Annotated in this window: 13 protein-coding genes; 1 reads left to right on the top strand and 12 read right to left on the bottom strand. The window is 66.3% G+C overall.

All coding sequences use genetic code 11. The annotated features are described in order from the left end of the window. Window positions 1-12 precede the first annotated feature (12 nt). The 5 genes from H9529_RS21055 to sciP all read right to left on the bottom strand — a co-directional run bounded on the left by H9529_RS21055 (window position 13) and on the right by sciP (window position 5,781). Window positions 13-135: a hypothetical protein gene (locus H9529_RS21055; RefSeq protein WP_092891236.1), complete on the bottom strand. Its 123-nt coding sequence runs from the start codon at window positions 133-135 to the stop codon at window positions 13-15. Between the two features lie 163 nt (window positions 136-298). Further along, window positions 299-2,389 (bottom strand): ATP-dependent DNA helicase RecG, encoded by a 2,091-nt coding sequence (gene recG, locus H9529_RS03070; RefSeq protein WP_092891238.1) that lies wholly within the window; start codon window positions 2,387-2,389, stop codon window positions 299-301. Next, window positions 2,390-4,504 carry an NAD-dependent DNA ligase LigA gene (ligA, locus tag H9529_RS03065; RefSeq protein WP_223814276.1) on the bottom strand — a complete coding sequence of 705 codons (2,115 nt, stop codon included), beginning with the start codon at window positions 4,502-4,504 and terminating at the stop codon, window positions 2,390-2,392. It lies immediately after the preceding gene. Window positions 4,505-4,682: 178 nt separating this feature from the next. After that, window positions 4,683-5,411, bottom strand: coding sequence for a response regulator transcription factor CtrA (gene ctrA / locus H9529_RS03060; RefSeq protein WP_092891242.1), 729 nt, complete (start codon window positions 5,409-5,411; stop codon window positions 4,683-4,685). A 91-nt stretch (window positions 5,412-5,502) separates the two neighbouring features. Next, window positions 5,503-5,781, bottom strand: coding sequence for a CtrA inhibitor SciP (sciP, locus tag H9529_RS03055; protein ID WP_092891244.1), 279 nt, complete (start codon window positions 5,779-5,781; stop codon window positions 5,503-5,505). 166 nt (window positions 5,782-5,947) lie between these two features. Here sciP and mnmA point away from each other — a divergent pair, with 166 nt between their 5' ends. After that, a complete protein-coding gene (mnmA, locus tag H9529_RS03050; protein ID WP_092891438.1) occupies window positions 5,948-7,096 on the top strand; it encodes a tRNA 2-thiouridine(34) synthase MnmA in 1,149 nt (382 codons plus the stop codon). 12 nt (window positions 7,097-7,108) lie between these two features. Here the strand turns inward: mnmA and H9529_RS03045 are convergent, their stop codons facing one another. The 7 genes from H9529_RS03045 to H9529_RS03015 form a co-directional block, all read right to left on the bottom strand. After that, a complete protein-coding gene (locus H9529_RS03045; protein WP_176847230.1) occupies window positions 7,109-8,050 on the bottom strand; it encodes a DMT family transporter in 942 nt (313 codons plus the stop codon). Window positions 8,051-8,347: 297 nt separating this feature from the next. Next, complete coding sequence (gene cobU, locus H9529_RS03040) at window positions 8,348-8,869, bottom strand: bifunctional adenosylcobinamide kinase/adenosylcobinamide-phosphate guanylyltransferase (protein WP_092891248.1); 522 nt, start codon at window positions 8,867-8,869, stop codon at window positions 8,348-8,350. Next, entirely contained in the window at window positions 8,859-9,422 is a 564-nt protein-coding gene (locus H9529_RS03035) for a histidine phosphatase family protein (RefSeq protein ID WP_092891250.1), read from the bottom strand. The genes cobU and H9529_RS03035 overlap by 11 nt, the downstream gene beginning before the upstream one ends. Further along, window positions 9,413-10,189 (bottom strand): adenosylcobinamide-GDP ribazoletransferase, encoded by a 777-nt coding sequence (gene cobS / locus H9529_RS03030; protein ID WP_176847213.1) that lies wholly within the window; start codon window positions 10,187-10,189, stop codon window positions 9,413-9,415. The genes H9529_RS03035 and cobS overlap by 10 nt, the downstream gene beginning before the upstream one ends. A gap of 4 nt (window positions 10,190-10,193) precedes the next feature. Next, on the bottom strand, window positions 10,194-11,222 hold the full coding sequence (cobT, locus tag H9529_RS03025; protein WP_092891254.1) for a nicotinate-nucleotide--dimethylbenzimidazole phosphoribosyltransferase: 1,029 nt from the start codon (window positions 11,220-11,222) through the stop codon (window positions 10,194-10,196). Between the two features lie 365 nt (window positions 11,223-11,587). Continuing rightward, window positions 11,588-13,927, bottom strand: coding sequence for an ATP-binding protein (locus tag H9529_RS03020; RefSeq protein WP_223814275.1), 2,340 nt, complete (start codon window positions 13,925-13,927; stop codon window positions 11,588-11,590). 256 nt (window positions 13,928-14,183) lie between these two features. After that, the gene (locus H9529_RS03015; RefSeq protein ID WP_092891258.1) at window positions 14,184-15,443 is read right to left on the bottom strand and encodes an RsmB/NOP family class I SAM-dependent RNA methyltransferase; all 1,260 of its coding nucleotides are present in this window, start codon (window positions 15,441-15,443) and stop codon (window positions 14,184-14,186) included. Window positions 15,444-15,497 lie beyond the last annotated feature (54 nt).

Genomic DNA, 15,497 nt, shown 5'->3' with positions numbered 1-15,497 from the left:
CCGCAGGCAGGGTCACACCAACAGCGGCAGATACAGGCCGACCAGTAAAATCACCATCAGGGCACAAATCCCCACCGCATCCTCGGCCAGCGTGGCCTGATTGCGGGCGATGATTGACTTGAGGTCTTTTACCATGACACCGGCTCCTCATTCGCTGCGTGTTGACCCTTTGTTCACATATGCTCACGTATAAATCAAGAACTTTGTGAGAACAAAAGGGAACAAATGAGGATTTCGGCGTTTTGGGTGTCAGTATGGGGGGTGCTGTGCCGTGCGTGGTTTCACGCAATGGGGCGCATTACCCCACCGACAGCAGCTTTATCGCCTTATCCTGTTCCATCAGGTACAGCAGCACCCGCGCCGCCTGCCCGCGCGGGCTATGCAGTTTTGGATCTTGCGCCAGCAACGCGCGCGCATCCGATTGTGCCACCGCCATCAGCGCGGTCTGTCGTTCCAGATCGGCGATGCGAAACCGTGGCAGGCCGGATTGCGCGGTGCCGATCAGATCGCCCGCGCCCCGGATGGCCAGATCCTCTTCGGCGATGCGAAACCCGTCCTCGGTGTCGCGCAGCAGCTTCAGCCGCCGCGCCGCTGTCTCGCCCAGTGGCGGCTCGTACATCAGCAAACATGTGGACGCCGCATCACCGCGCCCCACCCTGCCCCGCAATTGGTGCAACTGCGCCAGGCCAAAACTTTCGGCGCGCTCGATCACCATGATTGAGGCATTGGGGACGTTCACCCCCACCTCGATCACCGTCGTGGCGACCAGCACGCCGGTTTGCCCGGCGACGAACCGTGCCATGGCCGCGTCCTTCTCGGCCGGAGGCAACTGCCCGTGCACCAGCCCCACCACCCCCTCGCCAAGCGCGGCGCGCAGGCGTTCAAACCGCACCTGCGCGGCAGTCAGGGTTACGGCCTCGGATTCCTCGACCAGCGGGCAGACCCAATAGGCCTGTCGGCCGTCTGCCACGGCGGCGCGCAGCTTTTCCACCACCTCGGCAATGCGCGCGGTCGAAACCAACGCCGTGGTCACGGGCTTGCGGCCCGGCGGTTTTTCATCCAGCACCGACACATCCATATCGCCATATTGCGACAGCGCCAGACTGCGCGGGATCGGCGTCGCGGTCATCACCAGCACATCGGCCCGCGCCCCCTTGGCCCCCAGCGCCATGCGCTGCGCCACGCCGAAGCGATGCTGCTCGTCAATCACCGCAAGGCGCAGATCAGCAAATTCCACCCCCTTCTGGAACACCGCATGGGTGCCTACCAGGATCTGGATGTCCCCCGCCGCCAGCGCGGCAAGTTTCGCGGTACGTTCCGCGCCTTTGTCACGCCCGGTCAGCAATTCCAGCACCACGCCCGCCGCCTCGGCCAAGGGTTGCAAACCTTCCAGATGCTGGCGCGCCAGAATCTCGGTCGGGGCCATCAGCACGCCCTGCCCGCCCCCTTCGACCGCCGTCAACAGCGCCATCAGCGCCACCAGCGTCTTGCCCGCGCCCACATCGCCTTGCAACAGCCGGTTCATCCGGCGCGGCGCGGCCATGTCGGCGGTGATCTCGGCAATCGCGCGGGTCTGCGCACCTGTCGGCGCATAGGGCAACGCCGCCAGCGCGCGGGCCTGCAGCCCCCCGTTCCCCCGCGTCTCCATCCCTGGCGCGCGCCGCAACCCGTCGCGCGCCAGCGCCAGTGTCAGTTGATGTGCCATCAACTCATCATAGGCCAGCCGCACCCGGGCCGCGCTGGTCGGCGTCAGATCGTCGGGGCCTGCGGGCGCATGCACCGCGCGCAACGCATCTGCCCAGTCAGGCCACCCGGCCTGCGCCTTCTGACCCGGGTCGATCCATTCGGGCAGTTCGGGCAGCAGGCGCAGCGCAGAGGCGACACTTTTCGCCATCAGCTTCTGAGTCAGGCCTGCCGCCAGGGGATAGACCGGCTCGAACATCGGTAAATCCGCGGCTTCGTCGGGGGCGAGGATGTGATCGGGGTGGACCATTTGCAGCACGCCGTCAAAAAGCTCTACCTTGCCCGAGACGATGCGGCGCTGCCCCGTGGGCAGCAGCTTTTGCAGATGCTCACCATGCGCGCGAAAGAACAGCAAGATGAACTCTACCGCGTCATCGTGCACCATCACCCGGTAGGGACGGCCACGGCTGGCGGGCGGGAAATGCCGCCCGACGCTGACCTCCACCGTTGCCACATCAGGCGGCACCACGTCGCGCAGACTGGCGCGGCGCGCGCGGTCCACCCCGGCATGCGGCAGGGTAAACAGCAGGTCGCGCGGGCGTTCCACCGACAACGACGCGAAATTCTGCGCGGTCTTGGGCCCAATGCCACCCAGCGTTTCCAGCCCGGCGAACAGCGGAAACAGCGCCTCGGGGCGACCCGCCATCTATTGCGCCCCGATCAGCGCCAGCCAACCGTCCTCATCCAGCACGCTGATGCCCAGATCGGCGGCCTTTGCAGCCTTCGACCCCGCCCCCGGCCCCGCGACCAGGATGTCGGTCTTCGCCGAGACCGAGCCTGCGACCTTTGCCCCCAATGCTTCGGCCCGCGCCTTGGCCTCGGCCCGGGTCATGCGCTCCAGCGTGCCGGTAAAAACCACGGTCTTGCCCGACACCAGGCTGTCGGTCGCGCCGCGCACGGTTGCTGGTTCCACCTGCAACTGCGTGACCAGCCGGTCGATCAGCGCGCGTTCGGCGGGTTGCTGCAAGGTTGCGCTGAGCGAGGCCGCCATGACCGGGCCGATCCCGTCGACCGCGATCAGATCCGCCCATGCGGGCGTGTCGGGCGTGGCATGGGTCATCGCATCCTCGAACGCAGCCCATGTGGCGTAATGGCCGGCCAGAAGGTTGGCCGAGCTTTCGCCGACATGGCGGATGCCCAGTCCGTAAATCAGGCGGGCAAGTGGAATTTTGCGTTTGTCTTCAATCGCATCGAACAGGTTCTCGGCCGATTTCTCGCCCCACCCCTCACGGTTCTTCAGCTGTTGCAGGCCGCTGCCATAGCGATCGCGCAAGGTGAAGATTTCCGCCGGTTCGCGCACCCAGCCATCACGATAGAATTGTTCCACCTGTTTCGCGCCCAGCCCGTCGATGTCGAACGCGCCCCGGCTGACAAGGTGTTTCAGCCGTTCAACCGCCTGCGCCGGGCATATCAGCCCCCCCGCGCAGCGCCGCACCGCATCGCCTTCATCGCGCGGCGCATCCGAACAGCATTCCGGACAGGTGGTGGGAAAGACGTAGGGCACGCTGTCGGCGGGCCGCTTCGACAGATCCACATCACGGATCTTGGGGATCACGTCGCCCGCGCGGTAAACCTCGACCCAGTCGCCGACGCGGATGTCGCGCCCCTCGCGGATCGGGGCACCCTTGGCGCCGTGCCCGGCGATGTAATCCTCATTATGCAGGGTCGCGTTCGACACGACGACGCCGCCCACCGTCACCGGGGTCAGGCGGGCGACGGGGGACAGCGCGCCGGTGCGGCCCACCTGGATGTCGATCGCCTCAAGCCGGGTCCAGGCGCATTCGGCGGGGAATTTATGCGCGATCGCCCATCGCGGCGTGGTCGCGCGGAACCCCAGCCGCGCCTGAAGCGCCAGATCATCAACCTTGTAGACAACGCCATCGATGTCATAGCCCAACGTCGCGCGCTGCGTCTCGATCTGACGGTAGCACGCGATGAGCCCGGCGCTGCCATCGCACAGCTGCATCAACGGGTTGGTGCTGAAGCCAAGGTCGGCCAACCGCGCCACGCTGCCCGTCTGCGTGTCCGCCAGCGGTTCGGACAATGTGCCCCAGGCATAGGCGAAAAACCGCAGCGGGCGGCTGCGTGTGATCTCGGCATCGAGTTGCCGTAGGGAACCCGCGGCGGCGTTGCGTGGGTTGGCGAAGGTCTTGGCCCCCCGTGCCGCCTGCCGGGTGTTGAGAAGCTGGAAATCGTCATGGGCCATGTAGACCTCGCCCCGGACCTCCAGCACATCGGGGGCGCCTGTCAACCGGGTCGGAATGTCACTGATGGTGCGTGCATTGGCCGTCACATCTTCGCCGGTTTCACCGTCGCCGCGCGTCGCGGCATGCACCAGCCGCCCGCCCTCATAGCGCAGCGACAGCGACAGGCCGTCGATCTTTGGCTCGGCGGTAAAGCGCAGGGGCATGTCGGGCGCAAACCCGAGGTATTTTCGGATGCGCGCCACGAAATCCACCACGTCTTCGTCGTTGAAGGCATTCCCCAGTGACAGCATGCGGATGCTGTGCCGGATCTTGCCGAACCCGTCAGCGGGCGCAGCCCCGACCTGATCAGACGGGCTGTCAGCGCGTTTCAGATGGGGAAACCGCGCCTCGATCGCGGCATTGCGGCGGCGCAGCGCGTCATACGCGGCATCGTTCATCACAGGCGCGTCTTCAGCGTGGTAGGCGCTGTTGGCCGCAGCCAGCAGAACCGTGAGGCGCTCCAGTTCGGCCGCGGCTGCGGCTTCAGTCAGGTCTTCAATGTTCTCTTGCGCCACTTTGGCCCCCCAGACACCGTTCTGCGCATGTGATAGGGGTGCTGCGCGCTCAGGTCCAGATGCTGCATGCGCGCAAATCGACGCCAAGACCCGCCGCGCGCGGGTTTGCCACTGCACCATCTGGCCCACCACGGCGCAGCCGCCGCAGCCTTGCCATGGCCCGAGACAGCAACGCCCGCTACGCGCCCAAGGCGGATCGTACGGCGTGTTTTTGCGGGATCAGCTTGTTGGACAGCGGATCGCGCAGAACATAGCCACGGCCCCAGACGGTTTCGATGTAATTGTCGCCCCCCGTCGCTTCGGCCAGTTTCTTGCGCAGTTTGCAGATGAACACGTCGATGATCTTCAGTTCAGGCTCATCAAGTCCGCCGTAAAGATGGTTGAGAAACATCTCTTTCGTCAACGTCGTGCCTTTGCGCAGGCTCAGCAGTTCAAGCATCTGGTATTCCTTGCCGGTCAGATGCACGGTTTTCCCTTCAACCTCGACCACCTTGGCGTCCAGATTGACCGAGATGCGGCCCGTGTTGATGACCGATTGCGCATGCCCCTGCGACCGGCGGATGATCGCATGGATGCGTGCCACCAATTCTTCGCGATGGAAGGGCTTCGTCAGATAATCATCTGCGCCAGAACCAAAGCCGCGCAGCTTGCTTTCTGTGTCATCCTCGCCGGTCAGAATCAACGTGGGCGTGTCCACACGGGCCAGGCGGATCTGGCGCAGGACTTCCAGCCCGGTCATGTCGGGCAGGTTCAGATCGAGCAGGATCAGGTCGTAATCATAGAGTTTGCCCAGCTCGATCGCCTCTTCCCCCATATCGGTGCAATAGACATTGAAACTGGCATGGGTGAGCATCAGTTCGATACTGCGGGATGTAGCGGCATCGTCTTCGACAAGCAGGACACGCATAAAGATTCTCCGGGTTAAAACACATACGAAGGACACTGACGAGTAAAGGTTAACTGACAGTTACCGTCCAACATCTTTTCGTGAATGCAACCTAAAGATGCCGGTATTTTTGGAGCGTCGTAACTTTCAGGCCGGGAATCCCGTGCTCCGAGATCGCCGCGCGCCACAGTTCGAACTCTTCCTCGGACAGGTCGTAGCGTTCCAGCGCCTCTTCCAATGTGATCAGGCCGCCGTTGACGGCCTGCACCACCACTGCCTTGCGCCGTGCAACCCAGCGGCGTGTGCTTTCGGGCGGCAGATCCGCGCGCGTTAAAACAGTACCGTCGGGCAGCGTGACAGCCCTTGGACCATTGATCCGTTTCAGATACATCTCAGCCTCCATTGCCGCGCTTTCACATGTCATGCAGGCGAGATTGGCGCAGGAGGCTTAATGGGCAGTTAGGTCTGGGGTTGAGAATACATTGCATTTTCCTATATTGCCCAACAACTTCGGAAGGGTTCCAATGGCCAATGACATCGCATCGACAGCGCAGATGATGGGCGCACAGGCAGACGCCCCGGCGCTGAACTCGCTTGGCTTTGCCAAAGCGCCTGCCGATACGCGGGTGGTCGTGGCCATGTCGGGCGGCGTCGACAGCTCGGTCGTGGCGGCGGAACTGGCCGCCGAAGGGTATGACGTGGTCGGCGTGACCTTGCAGCTTTACGACCATGGCGCAGCACTGGCAAAAAAGGGCGCGTGCTGCGCGGGCCGCGATATTCATGACGCCCGCCGCGTGGCCGAGGCGATGGGCTTCCCGCATTATGTCCTTGATTACGAAAACACTTTTCGTGAAGCCGTGATTGACGAATTCGCCGACAGCTACCTGGCAGGCGCGACCCCGGTCCCCTGTATCCGCTGCAACGAACGGGTGAAGTTCAAGGACCTTTTGCAGACCGCGCGCGATCTGGATGCCGATTGCATGGCGACCGGCCATTATATCCAGCGCAAGTCAGGCCCGCAGGGCGCTGAGTTACACATGGCCGCCGACCCGGTGCGCGACCAGTCGTATTTCCTGTTTTCCACCACCGCCGAACAGCTGGATTATCTGCGTTTCCCACTGGGCCATCTGCCCACGAAGGCGGAGACCCGCGCGTTGGCGCTGAAACACGGGCTGAGCGTGGCGGACAAGCCCGACAGCCAGGACATCTGTTTCGTGCCCGACGGCGATTACGCTGCGGTGATCCGCAAACTGCGACCGAATGCCGCAGACCCGGGCGAGATCGTGGATATGGACGGCAATGTTGTCGGCCAGCACGCGGGGGTGATTCACTACACCATCGGGCAGCGCCGGGGCCTTGGGATCGGCGGGCATGCTGACCCGCTCTATGTCGTGCGGCTGGACCCCGATGCGCGCCGCGTGATCGTGGGGCCGCGCACCGCGCTTGCCACCCGTACCGTGCCGCTGCGCGAGATCAACTGGTTGGGCGACGCGGCCCTGAACAGCCAGGCGGAATGGCATGTATCCGTCAAGCTGCGCTCAACCCGCCCGCCCCGCCCTGCGATCTTGCGCCCCTTGGGCGATGGCGAAGCCGAGGTCACGCTCTTGTCGCCTGAGGAAGGCATCAGCCCCGGGCAAGCCTGCGTATTCTATGACCCCGAGGGCACGCGGATCTTTGGCGGCGGATGGATCTGGAAGGGCCGCTGAAAGGCAGCGCCCTTACAGCTTCGTCTCCACTGAGGTCGGCGTGACCGGGCGGCGGCGCAGCATCGCCTCGCGCCAGGTGATGAAACTGACCGATGCCATGATGATCCCGCCGCCCAGCAGCACCCAACCGTCAACGGGTTCGGCAAAGACCAGCGCGCCCAGCAGCACCGCCCAGACCAGTTGCAAGAAAGTCACCGGCTGCGTCACCGTCAGCGGTGCGGCGGCGAAGGCCAGCGTCATGGTGTAATGCCCCGCCGTGGCGAATGCCGCGACCAGGAACAGGCCACCCAGTTGGTGCAGGCTGGGCGTGACCCAGTCCACGGCGGCAAAGGGGGCCAGCCCGATGGTCACCGTGATCGACACCATCGCCACGACGACCGCCGCATTGACCCGCCCCGACATCGCCTTGGCAATCAGGTAAGAGCCCGCGAACAGCACCGCCGTGCCCAGCATGGCGATATGTCCGGGTGAGATCTCACGAAACCCGGGGCGCAGGATGATGACCGCACCCAGAAGACCTACCGCAATCGCCATGACGCGCCGCGCCGCCAGTTTCTCGCCCAGGAACAAGGCCGCTCCGATGGCTACATAGATGGGCGAGAGGTAATTCATCGCCGTCACCTCGGCCAGCGGGATCTGGGTCATGGCATAAAACCACAAGATCACGCCAATGGAATGAACCGCGCCGCGCAGACCAAACAGCCCCAGCGCCCTCCGGTCCAGTTGCGCGCGCGCCAGCGACGGCAGCATGGGGATCAGGAAGACCAGCCCCAGCGCATAGCGCAAAAAGGCCGATTGCGCGGCGGGCATCTCGGTGCCCAGGTATTTGACGATGGCCGTCACCGCGACAAAACACATCCCCGTGGTCAGCATCCACAAGATACCCACCACAGGACGACCAGCGGGTGCGGGGGTCGGGGGCGTGCGGCGGGGGGGTGGGGATTTCTGGCTCATGCACGATGTTGTGCCGGGAACACAGGCCGGGCGCAAGGTGGCGCGGCCACCACCGGTCCGGCCAAGGGGTGTGGTCGCTGACAGGCTGGCCCGCGGCGCATCGCGGGGCATGCGCCACGATCCGCGTCGATCAGGCATCTGCCCCCGCTACCGAACGGAAAATTCCCCAAGTATCAACTTTTCCAACGCCCTGCGCGCGCGGGGCGCGTTCCTTCACGCCCGCGCCGCGCGCGCTGACCTGCGATCATCGCATCTCCATAAGCCACGAACACGGCGCGCAATTCTGCGTGACAGGTGCTACCCGCCCTTCAGCATCAGCGGCAGCCCCGCCGCGACGAAGACCACGCGGTCGGCCTGTGCCGCGATCTGCTGGTTCAGCCGCCCCGCCGCGTCGCGAAACCGGCGGGCCAGCGCGTTGTCTGGCACGATGCCCAATCCTACCTCATTGGCGACCAGCCAGACCGGGCCGCGCCGCGCCTGCAGCGCGGCCATCAGGCCGTTGTTGACCACGATCAACTCATGCTCGGCCAGCAGGTGGTTTGACAGCCACAGCGTCAGGCAATCTACCAGCACGGGTTGGCCAGGGGGCAGCGCCTTCAGCGCGCCCGCCAGATCCAGCGGCGCCTCCACCGTGCGCCAGCCCGGCACGCGATCGGCGCGGTGCTGGGCGATGCGTTCGGCCATCTCGGTGTCAAAAGCCTGTGCGGTGGCGATATACGTCCAGGGACCGGGGCGGGCTGTCACCTCGGCTTCGGCCAACGCGGATTTGCCGGACCGCGCGCCGCCAAGGATCAAGGTGAGGGGGGCGTCAGCTTGCATCGGGCACCACCTTGTCCGACAGCGTGATCCAACCGCCGAAATCGAGGTTCGACGACCATGCCGCCGCGCCCTCGGTCAGGAACCGCGCGGCCTTGATAACACCGTGATGCGTCACCAGCAGGCTGTCGCCGCCCTGCCCCGCACCCTGCCCCGCACCCTGCGCGCCCCAATGCGCGAAGGCGGCAAAGGCCCGGTCGCGCAGCATCGCCACCGACTCGCCGCCATGCGGGCGGGCGTGCAACAGATCGGCGGCCCAGGCGTCCAGCGCCGCGCGCGGGATCGCATCCCATTCGACCCCTTCCCACGCACCAAAGTCGATCTCGGTCAGGCGGGGGTCGGTCGTCAGCGGCAGGCCGCGCGCGCCCGCGATAACCCCGGCCAGCCGCGCACAACGCGACAGCGGCGAGGTAACGACCCGCGCCACGGCGGGCAGCGCATCCACCAGCCGGGCGGCATGCGCCTCGAATCCGTCATCCAATGCCAGATCGCTGCGTCCATAGCAGCGGCCCGCCGCATCAAGGGGCCGCGTGTGACGTACCAGGATCAAAGCCATATCAGCACCCCCAGATAAAACGCGACTTCACTCACCTGCTGCACCGCGCCCAGAAGATCGCCAGTATGCCCGCCCAACCGGCGCAGATAGATCCGACGCAAGGTGAACAGCCCCAGCGCCGACGCAACGCCCCCCAGCGCGACCGCGCCCAGCGGCAGGACGGTCGCGGCCAGCCCCGCGCCAAGGCCGCCAGACAGGCCCAGCACCAGCCAACCCATGGGCGCGAAGGGCTGCACCATCGCCGCCCCCGCGCCGCCACCAGACCGCAGATACGCGCCGCTGCGCAAGGCGACCGTCATCATCACCCGGCTGACCGACTGGCCCGCCACCAATGCCACAGCCACCGCCAGCGCGCCCGAGGCCCCCAGTTGCACCAGAGCCAGCACCTTCAACGCCAGCAGCAGCATCAACCCCAACGCACCATATGCGCCAATCCGGCTGTCGCGCATGATCTCCAGCGCGCGCGCGGCAGTGCCCCCGCCGCCCAGCCCGTCGCAGGTGTCGGCGAAACCGTCCTCATGCAGCGCGCCGGTCAGCCAGATGCCCAGCGTAACGCTGAGCAAAACGGCAAGCGACATGGGCAGCACCTGCGCGAACAGCAGCACACACCCGGCCATCAGCCCGCCGGTCAACAGCCCCACCGCGCCGAACCATTGCGGCGCCAGCGCCATGCGCGGCGCACTGAACACATCGAAAGGCAAGGGCAGCCGGGTCAGGAACTGCACCGCCAGTATCAGCGCCGCCAGATGATCACGCAGGCCGGTCACTGGCTTAATCCTCCGAATCGACGCCCGAGCTGACGCCTGCGCTGTCGAAACTGGCCATGTCGCGCAGCATCGCCGCAGCGGCCTGCACCATGGGCCAGGCCAGCAGCGCGCCCGTCCCCTCGCCCAGCCGCATGTCGAGCGACAGCAGGGGTTGGGCCTGCAACCACTCCAACACTATGCTGTGGCCGGCCTCGGCGCTTTGATGTGCAAAGACCAGCGCGGGGCGGATCTCGGGCGCAAGTTGCACCGCCGCCAGCGCGGCGACCGTGGCGATGAACCCATCCACCAGCACCACGCGCCCGGCCTGCGCCGTTGCCCGCATCGCGCCCGCCATCATCACGATCTCGAACCCGCCGTACTCGGCCAATACCTCCATCGGCGTCAGCGTGCCTGCGACCCGTGCCGCAGCGCGCGCCAAGATGTCGTGTTTGCGCGTCACACCGGCATCATCCAGCCCGGTGCCCCGGCCCACCAGAACATCCAGCGGCAGCGCGGTCAGCTTATGCGCCAGGATCGCCGCCGTGGCGGTATTGCCGATGCCCATTTCCCCGAAGGCCAGCGCATCGCCCGATGTCGCGCCCGCGATCGCCGTACCCGCCGCCAACGCCTGTTCGACCTGGGCGGGCGTCATCGCAGGGCCGCGCAGAAAGCTGGCGGTGCCCGCGCCGACGCGCCGGTCGATCAGGCCCGGCGCGGCCATCGCGGGGCCCGCCACACCCGCGTCGACCACCTGCACCGCGATGCCCAACTGCGCGGCAAAGACATTGGCGGCCGCGCCGCCAGCAAGGAAATTCCCCACCATCTGGCGCGTGACCGCTTGCGGAAACGCCGAGACGCCCTCGGTCGCGATGCCATGATCGGCGGCAAAGATCGTCAGGGTGCATTGCGCCATCCGGGGCGTCAGGCTGCGCTGCACCAAGGCAACCTGCATCGCCAGATCCTCGATCCGGCCCAGCGACCCGGGCGGCTTCGTCTTGGTGTCGATGGCATGCTGCACGCTGGCGCGGAAGGCGGCGCGGTCCTGATCTGTCATTCTGGTCCCCTGATCTGTGCCTGTAGGCCCGTCGCAAGGGGGCCATTGAGGGCCGAGTGGTAGGGGGTGGTGCTGCGCGTTTCAAGTCCAAACCGCGCCCTGCGGCGGACGGCGCTGCGACAGCTTTCGCGTGCCCAACAAGCGGCACAACGCTGCCAATAGCGCAGGAAAGCCAAGCCTTGCGCGCCCTGCACGTTGGCCAGGGCGCATGACACAGGCCCGGTTGTCTGGCGTGGCCCTCCGCGCGGGCCGCACCGACACGGCACCGACACGGCCCCGACACGGCCCCGGGTCGCGACGCCCCCGACGCCCTGTCTGCCCGCAGAGCACATGATCGCAGGGAGCCCTTCATCAGGGCGTAGCGCTCAGGACAGGCTGCGGGCGACGGCGCTGGTCAGGTCCATCAGCGAGAACGGCTTGCCCAGGAATTCCGCGTTCTCGATTCTGGTCTGGGCCGCAACCGCGCTGTCCTGCGCGTAGCCCGAGATGAAGACGACCTTTACATCGGGCCGGTCGCGGCGGGCCTCGCCGACCCAGGCCGGCCCGTCCAGCCCCGGCATGCTGACATCGGACACGAACAGATCGATATGCAGCGTCGGATCAGCCAGCAGGTGCAGCGCGGCCTCGCCCGAATCCGCCTCCAGCACGGTGTGGCCCCGCATCTGCAAGGCGCGCGACGCAAAGGCGCGCACAGGGGCCTCATCCTCGACGAGCAAGATGACGCCGCCAGCGATCGCGGGGGGAATCTCGGCCTGCGGCGGGCCGAGGGGGGCATGCACTTCGCCAGGGGTGTCGGGGTCGGGATCGCTCTGGCGGTGAACGGCGAAATACAGCGTGAAGATGCTGCCGCCACGCTCCAGGCTGTCGGCAAAGATGAAGCCGCCGCTCTGCTTGACGATGCCATAAGCGGTCGACAGGCCCAGCCCCGTCCCCTCACCCGTGCGTTTGGTCGTGTAGAACGGCTGAAATATCCGGGGCAATCTGTCCGCGGGAATGCCCACCCCCTCATCCACCACCCGGATCACCGCATAGGACCCCGGCGCGACAACGGCGCCGTCGCGCACCAGATCTTGCGTCAGCACCACCGCTTCGGTTTCCAGCCGGATCTCGCCGCCCATGGGCATGGCGTCGCGGGCGTTGACCACGAGGTTGACGATCACCTGCTCCAACTGGCGCTTGTCCGCGCGGATATGGCCCAGATTGTCGTCATGCCGGAAGGTCAGCGTGATTTTCTGCCCCACCAGCCGGTTGAGCAGATGGCTGAGTTCGGACATCGTGTCGCCCAGGTCCAGTACCTCGGGCTGCATCGTCTGCTTGCGCGAAAAGGCCAAAAGCTGGCGCACCAGCGAGGCCGCGCGGTTGGCATTCTGCTGGATCTGCACCAGGTCGGGATAATCGGGATCGCTGGTGTCATGGCGCAGCAAAAGCAGGTCGCAATAGCCGTTGATCGCGGTCAGCAGGTTGTTGAAATCATGCGCGATCCCACCGGCAAGCTGGCCGATCGCCTCCATCTTCTGACTTTGGACAAACTGCTCTTCCAGGGTGCGCAGGGCGGTCGCATCGGTCAATTCGCCCATGACCTCGCCGGGGCCGCAAAAATCGGATTTGCGCAGCGTCACCTGCACATAGCGGTCGGCATTGGACTGGCTGATGCGCAGCACCTCAGGACGGTTGAGCGACCGGCCCGCCACAGCATCTTGCAGCCAGTCAGCCACGGGACGGCCCAGCCCTTCGACCAGATTCGAGAATTGCGCGCGCTGCCCGGGTTGCACCGACAACAGATTGCGCGCCAACCGGTTGACCGCGACGACCTCACCGCTGCTTTTCAATCGCACCGTTGCCACCGGCAGGTCGTCAAAGGTCCATCCGCCGACCGGGCGAAGCCCGATCTCGTCGGGGACGGGGATCAGCGCGATGTCGCGCGCACCATCGCGCACGGGCAGGTCCAGCACGACCGCATGCCCCTGCCCGCCCATCGGGCCAAGGTCGCATAATTCGCCAAAGGTCGGCGAAACCTCGTGGAACAGATCCGTCAGGTACTGCGGCAATGGGATCAGCACGGACCGCGCGACGGCGTTCATGCTGATGATGCGGTTGGCGGCATCGACCCGCAGCACCGGCGCGGGCAGATCGGCCAGCGGCGAGGCGTCATCGCGCTCTGAAAGATAGAAGCCCCGGCCCTGCGGCACCATCTGCCAGACATGCAACCCACCGTGGTGGCGATAACCGGTCAGCGACATCGCGCCACGCCGGGTGACGATGCTGTGTTGCACCACGCCCTGCGCCTCCAGCCGGTCGTGCAACTGCGCCATCTTGCCCGGTCCATCCGCCAGCCAGTCGCCCAGAAGTTCGGCCATCGCATGCCCGGGCGCTACCCCCCAAAGAGCCCCTGCCGCCGCGTTCTGCCAGATCACCCGCCCGGTGGCAGGGTCGGTCAGACAGGCAGGATGCGGTGCATGGGCCAGCGCAGCCTCGAACAGGGAAGCCACCGCCAGGCCCTTCTGCCGCCGCCACCAGCGCAGCGCGCCAAGCCCAAGGCCGACGCACAGCAGGCTGGCCGCGACAGTTGCTGCAAAAAGTGCGCGCGGGTCATAAGGTGTCAGTGCCAGCGCAATCGCCAGCGCCACCGCCAGCGATGCCCCGCCCCAGATCAAGGCCCACCTGTACGCCACCCCATGGCTGAGCATGATCAAAGTTTGCGACACCACCATCCCCTAACAGCGCGGCCCACCGCCACCGCGCAGACTGCCCCCCGGTTCCGGTGTCCGTCAAAAAGGTTAACGCCCCCTTAACGTGGCGGCGAAACGACGCTTTCAGGACAACGGACCTGCGCTGCAACTCAGATGATAGCTTGCGGTTCTTGCAAGAAAATAGCGCGCGGGCGGCGATCCCGGGCATCGCGGTGCAAAACCCGCTTTCAGCCACACCGCAAAACGCAGCGCCCCCGCACAGGGTCCATTTTCACGCGCGGTGCACCTGCGCGGTAAAGAACCCGTCGCCGCCGTCGCAGGGGGTCAGACGGCGGGTGGCGCCGGGCCGCCAGCCGGGATTGCGCGCCAGGAAGGCTGCGATCTGGTCGGCATTCTCGCATGCCAGCAGCGTGCAGGTGATATAGACCAGCCGGGTCTTTGGCCCCGCCAGCGCGGCAATCTGGTCCAGGATGCCCGCTTGTATCTCCACCAGTTCGGCCAGCCGCTCGGGTGTCAGCGCCCATTTAGCTGTCGGCGCGCGCCGCCAACTGCCCGACCCCGAGCATGGTACATCGGCCACGATCACATCGAAAGGCCCGGCCTGCGGCAGATCGGCGGTGCTCAGAACCGGCACGCTGACCCCGGCACGGGCGGCGCGGGCGGGCAGGTCGGCCATGCGTGCGGGGTTCGCGTCATGGGCAAAAACCTGCGCGCCCTTTGCCGCCAGCGCCAGCGCCTTGCCACCGCCGCCCGCGCAGAAATCGAGCACCCGCGCACCTTGCAGCCCTTCGATCATGTCTACCACTGCCTGCGAGGCAGCGTCTTGCATCTCGATGCGGCCATCGGCAAGGGCGGCACTGGCGCGCAGCCGGCGCGCGCCATCCGTGACATGCAGCGCAGTTGGCGACAAGGGATGCGGCTGAGCCGTGATGCCCTGCTGGGCAAGCTCCGCGCGCACATCCGCCGCCGCGGCGCGTGCCGTATTGACCCGGATGAAGACCGGCGCGCGGCTGCGCAGCGCCTCCATCACCGGCGAGAAATCCTCGCCCAGATCCGCACGCAACGTCGGGGCAAGCCAGTCGGGGCAATCAAGCGCCACCAGCGGCGCAATGTCGGGGGCCTGCGCCAGCACCCCACGCTCGGCCATCGTCAAAGTCGCGGGCCCATGGCCCTGCCCGTTGAACAGGGCATCAACGTCATCGCCGCTCTGACGCAGCAGGCCAAGGATCAGGGCGCGACCGCTGAGCGTGCCGCCAGGGGGCGTCTCGGTCGTTGTGATGCTGCGCATCTCCGTCTCGGCAACGCCGGGCATCTGCACCGGCGCGGCATCAGCCGCGATCCCGCCATGCGCTGCACAGGACCGCCACATGCGCAGCACGTCAAACACATGGTCGCGCACGGCGGCACGGTCGCCCGACCCGGCAAAGCGGCTGCCGCGCGCCCAGGCGGTCAGCGCCTTTTCCGCCGGGGCGCCACCAATGATCTGGTCCAGAGTCTCGATGGCGGCCTGAAGCCGGGCGCTGGGGGTCATGGATGGGGCCTTTCAGACACGACGGGACACGGGCGCCACCTTCGGGGTGGCGCC

Origin of the sequence: Roseicitreum antarcticum (genome assembly GCF_014681765.1) — a bacterium.
In the GTDB taxonomy this organism is placed as follows: domain Bacteria; phylum Pseudomonadota; class Alphaproteobacteria; order Rhodobacterales; family Rhodobacteraceae; genus Roseicitreum; species Roseicitreum antarcticum.
This window is presented reverse-complemented; position numbering and strand designations above follow the sequence as displayed.

Bases quoted from the DNA above. Each gene is read 5' to 3' on its own strand.
- H9529_RS21055 (WP_092891236.1), bottom strand. From the start codon at position 135: ATGGTAAAAGACCTCAAGTCAATCATCGCCCGCAATCAGGCCACGCTG.
- recG (WP_092891238.1), bottom strand. From the start codon at position 2,389: ATGGCGGGTCGCCCCGAGGCGCTGTTTCCGCTGTTCGCCGGGCTGGAA.
- ctrA (WP_092891242.1), bottom strand. From the start codon at position 5,411: ATGCGTGTCCTGCTTGTCGAAGACGATGCCGCTACATCCCGCAGTATC.
- sciP (WP_092891244.1), bottom strand. From the start codon at position 5,781: ATGTATCTGAAACGGATCAATGGTCCAAGGGCTGTCACGCTGCCCGAC.
- mnmA (WP_092891438.1), top strand. From the start codon at position 5,948: ATGGGCGCACAGGCAGACGCCCCGGCGCTGAACTCGCTTGGCTTTGCC.
- H9529_RS03045 (WP_176847230.1), bottom strand. From the start codon at position 8,050: ATGAGCCAGAAATCCCCACCCCCCCGCCGCACGCCCCCGACCCCCGCA.
- cobU (WP_092891248.1), bottom strand. From the start codon at position 8,869: ATGCAAGCTGACGCCCCCCTCACCTTGATCCTTGGCGGCGCGCGGTCC.
- H9529_RS03035 (WP_092891250.1), bottom strand. From the start codon at position 9,422: ATGGCTTTGATCCTGGTACGTCACACGCGGCCCCTTGATGCGGCGGGC.
- cobT (WP_092891254.1), bottom strand. From the start codon at position 11,222: ATGACAGATCAGGACCGCGCCGCCTTCCGCGCCAGCGTGCAGCATGCC.
- H9529_RS03015 (WP_092891258.1), bottom strand. From the start codon at position 15,443: ATGACCCCCAGCGCCCGGCTTCAGGCCGCCATCGAGACTCTGGACCAG.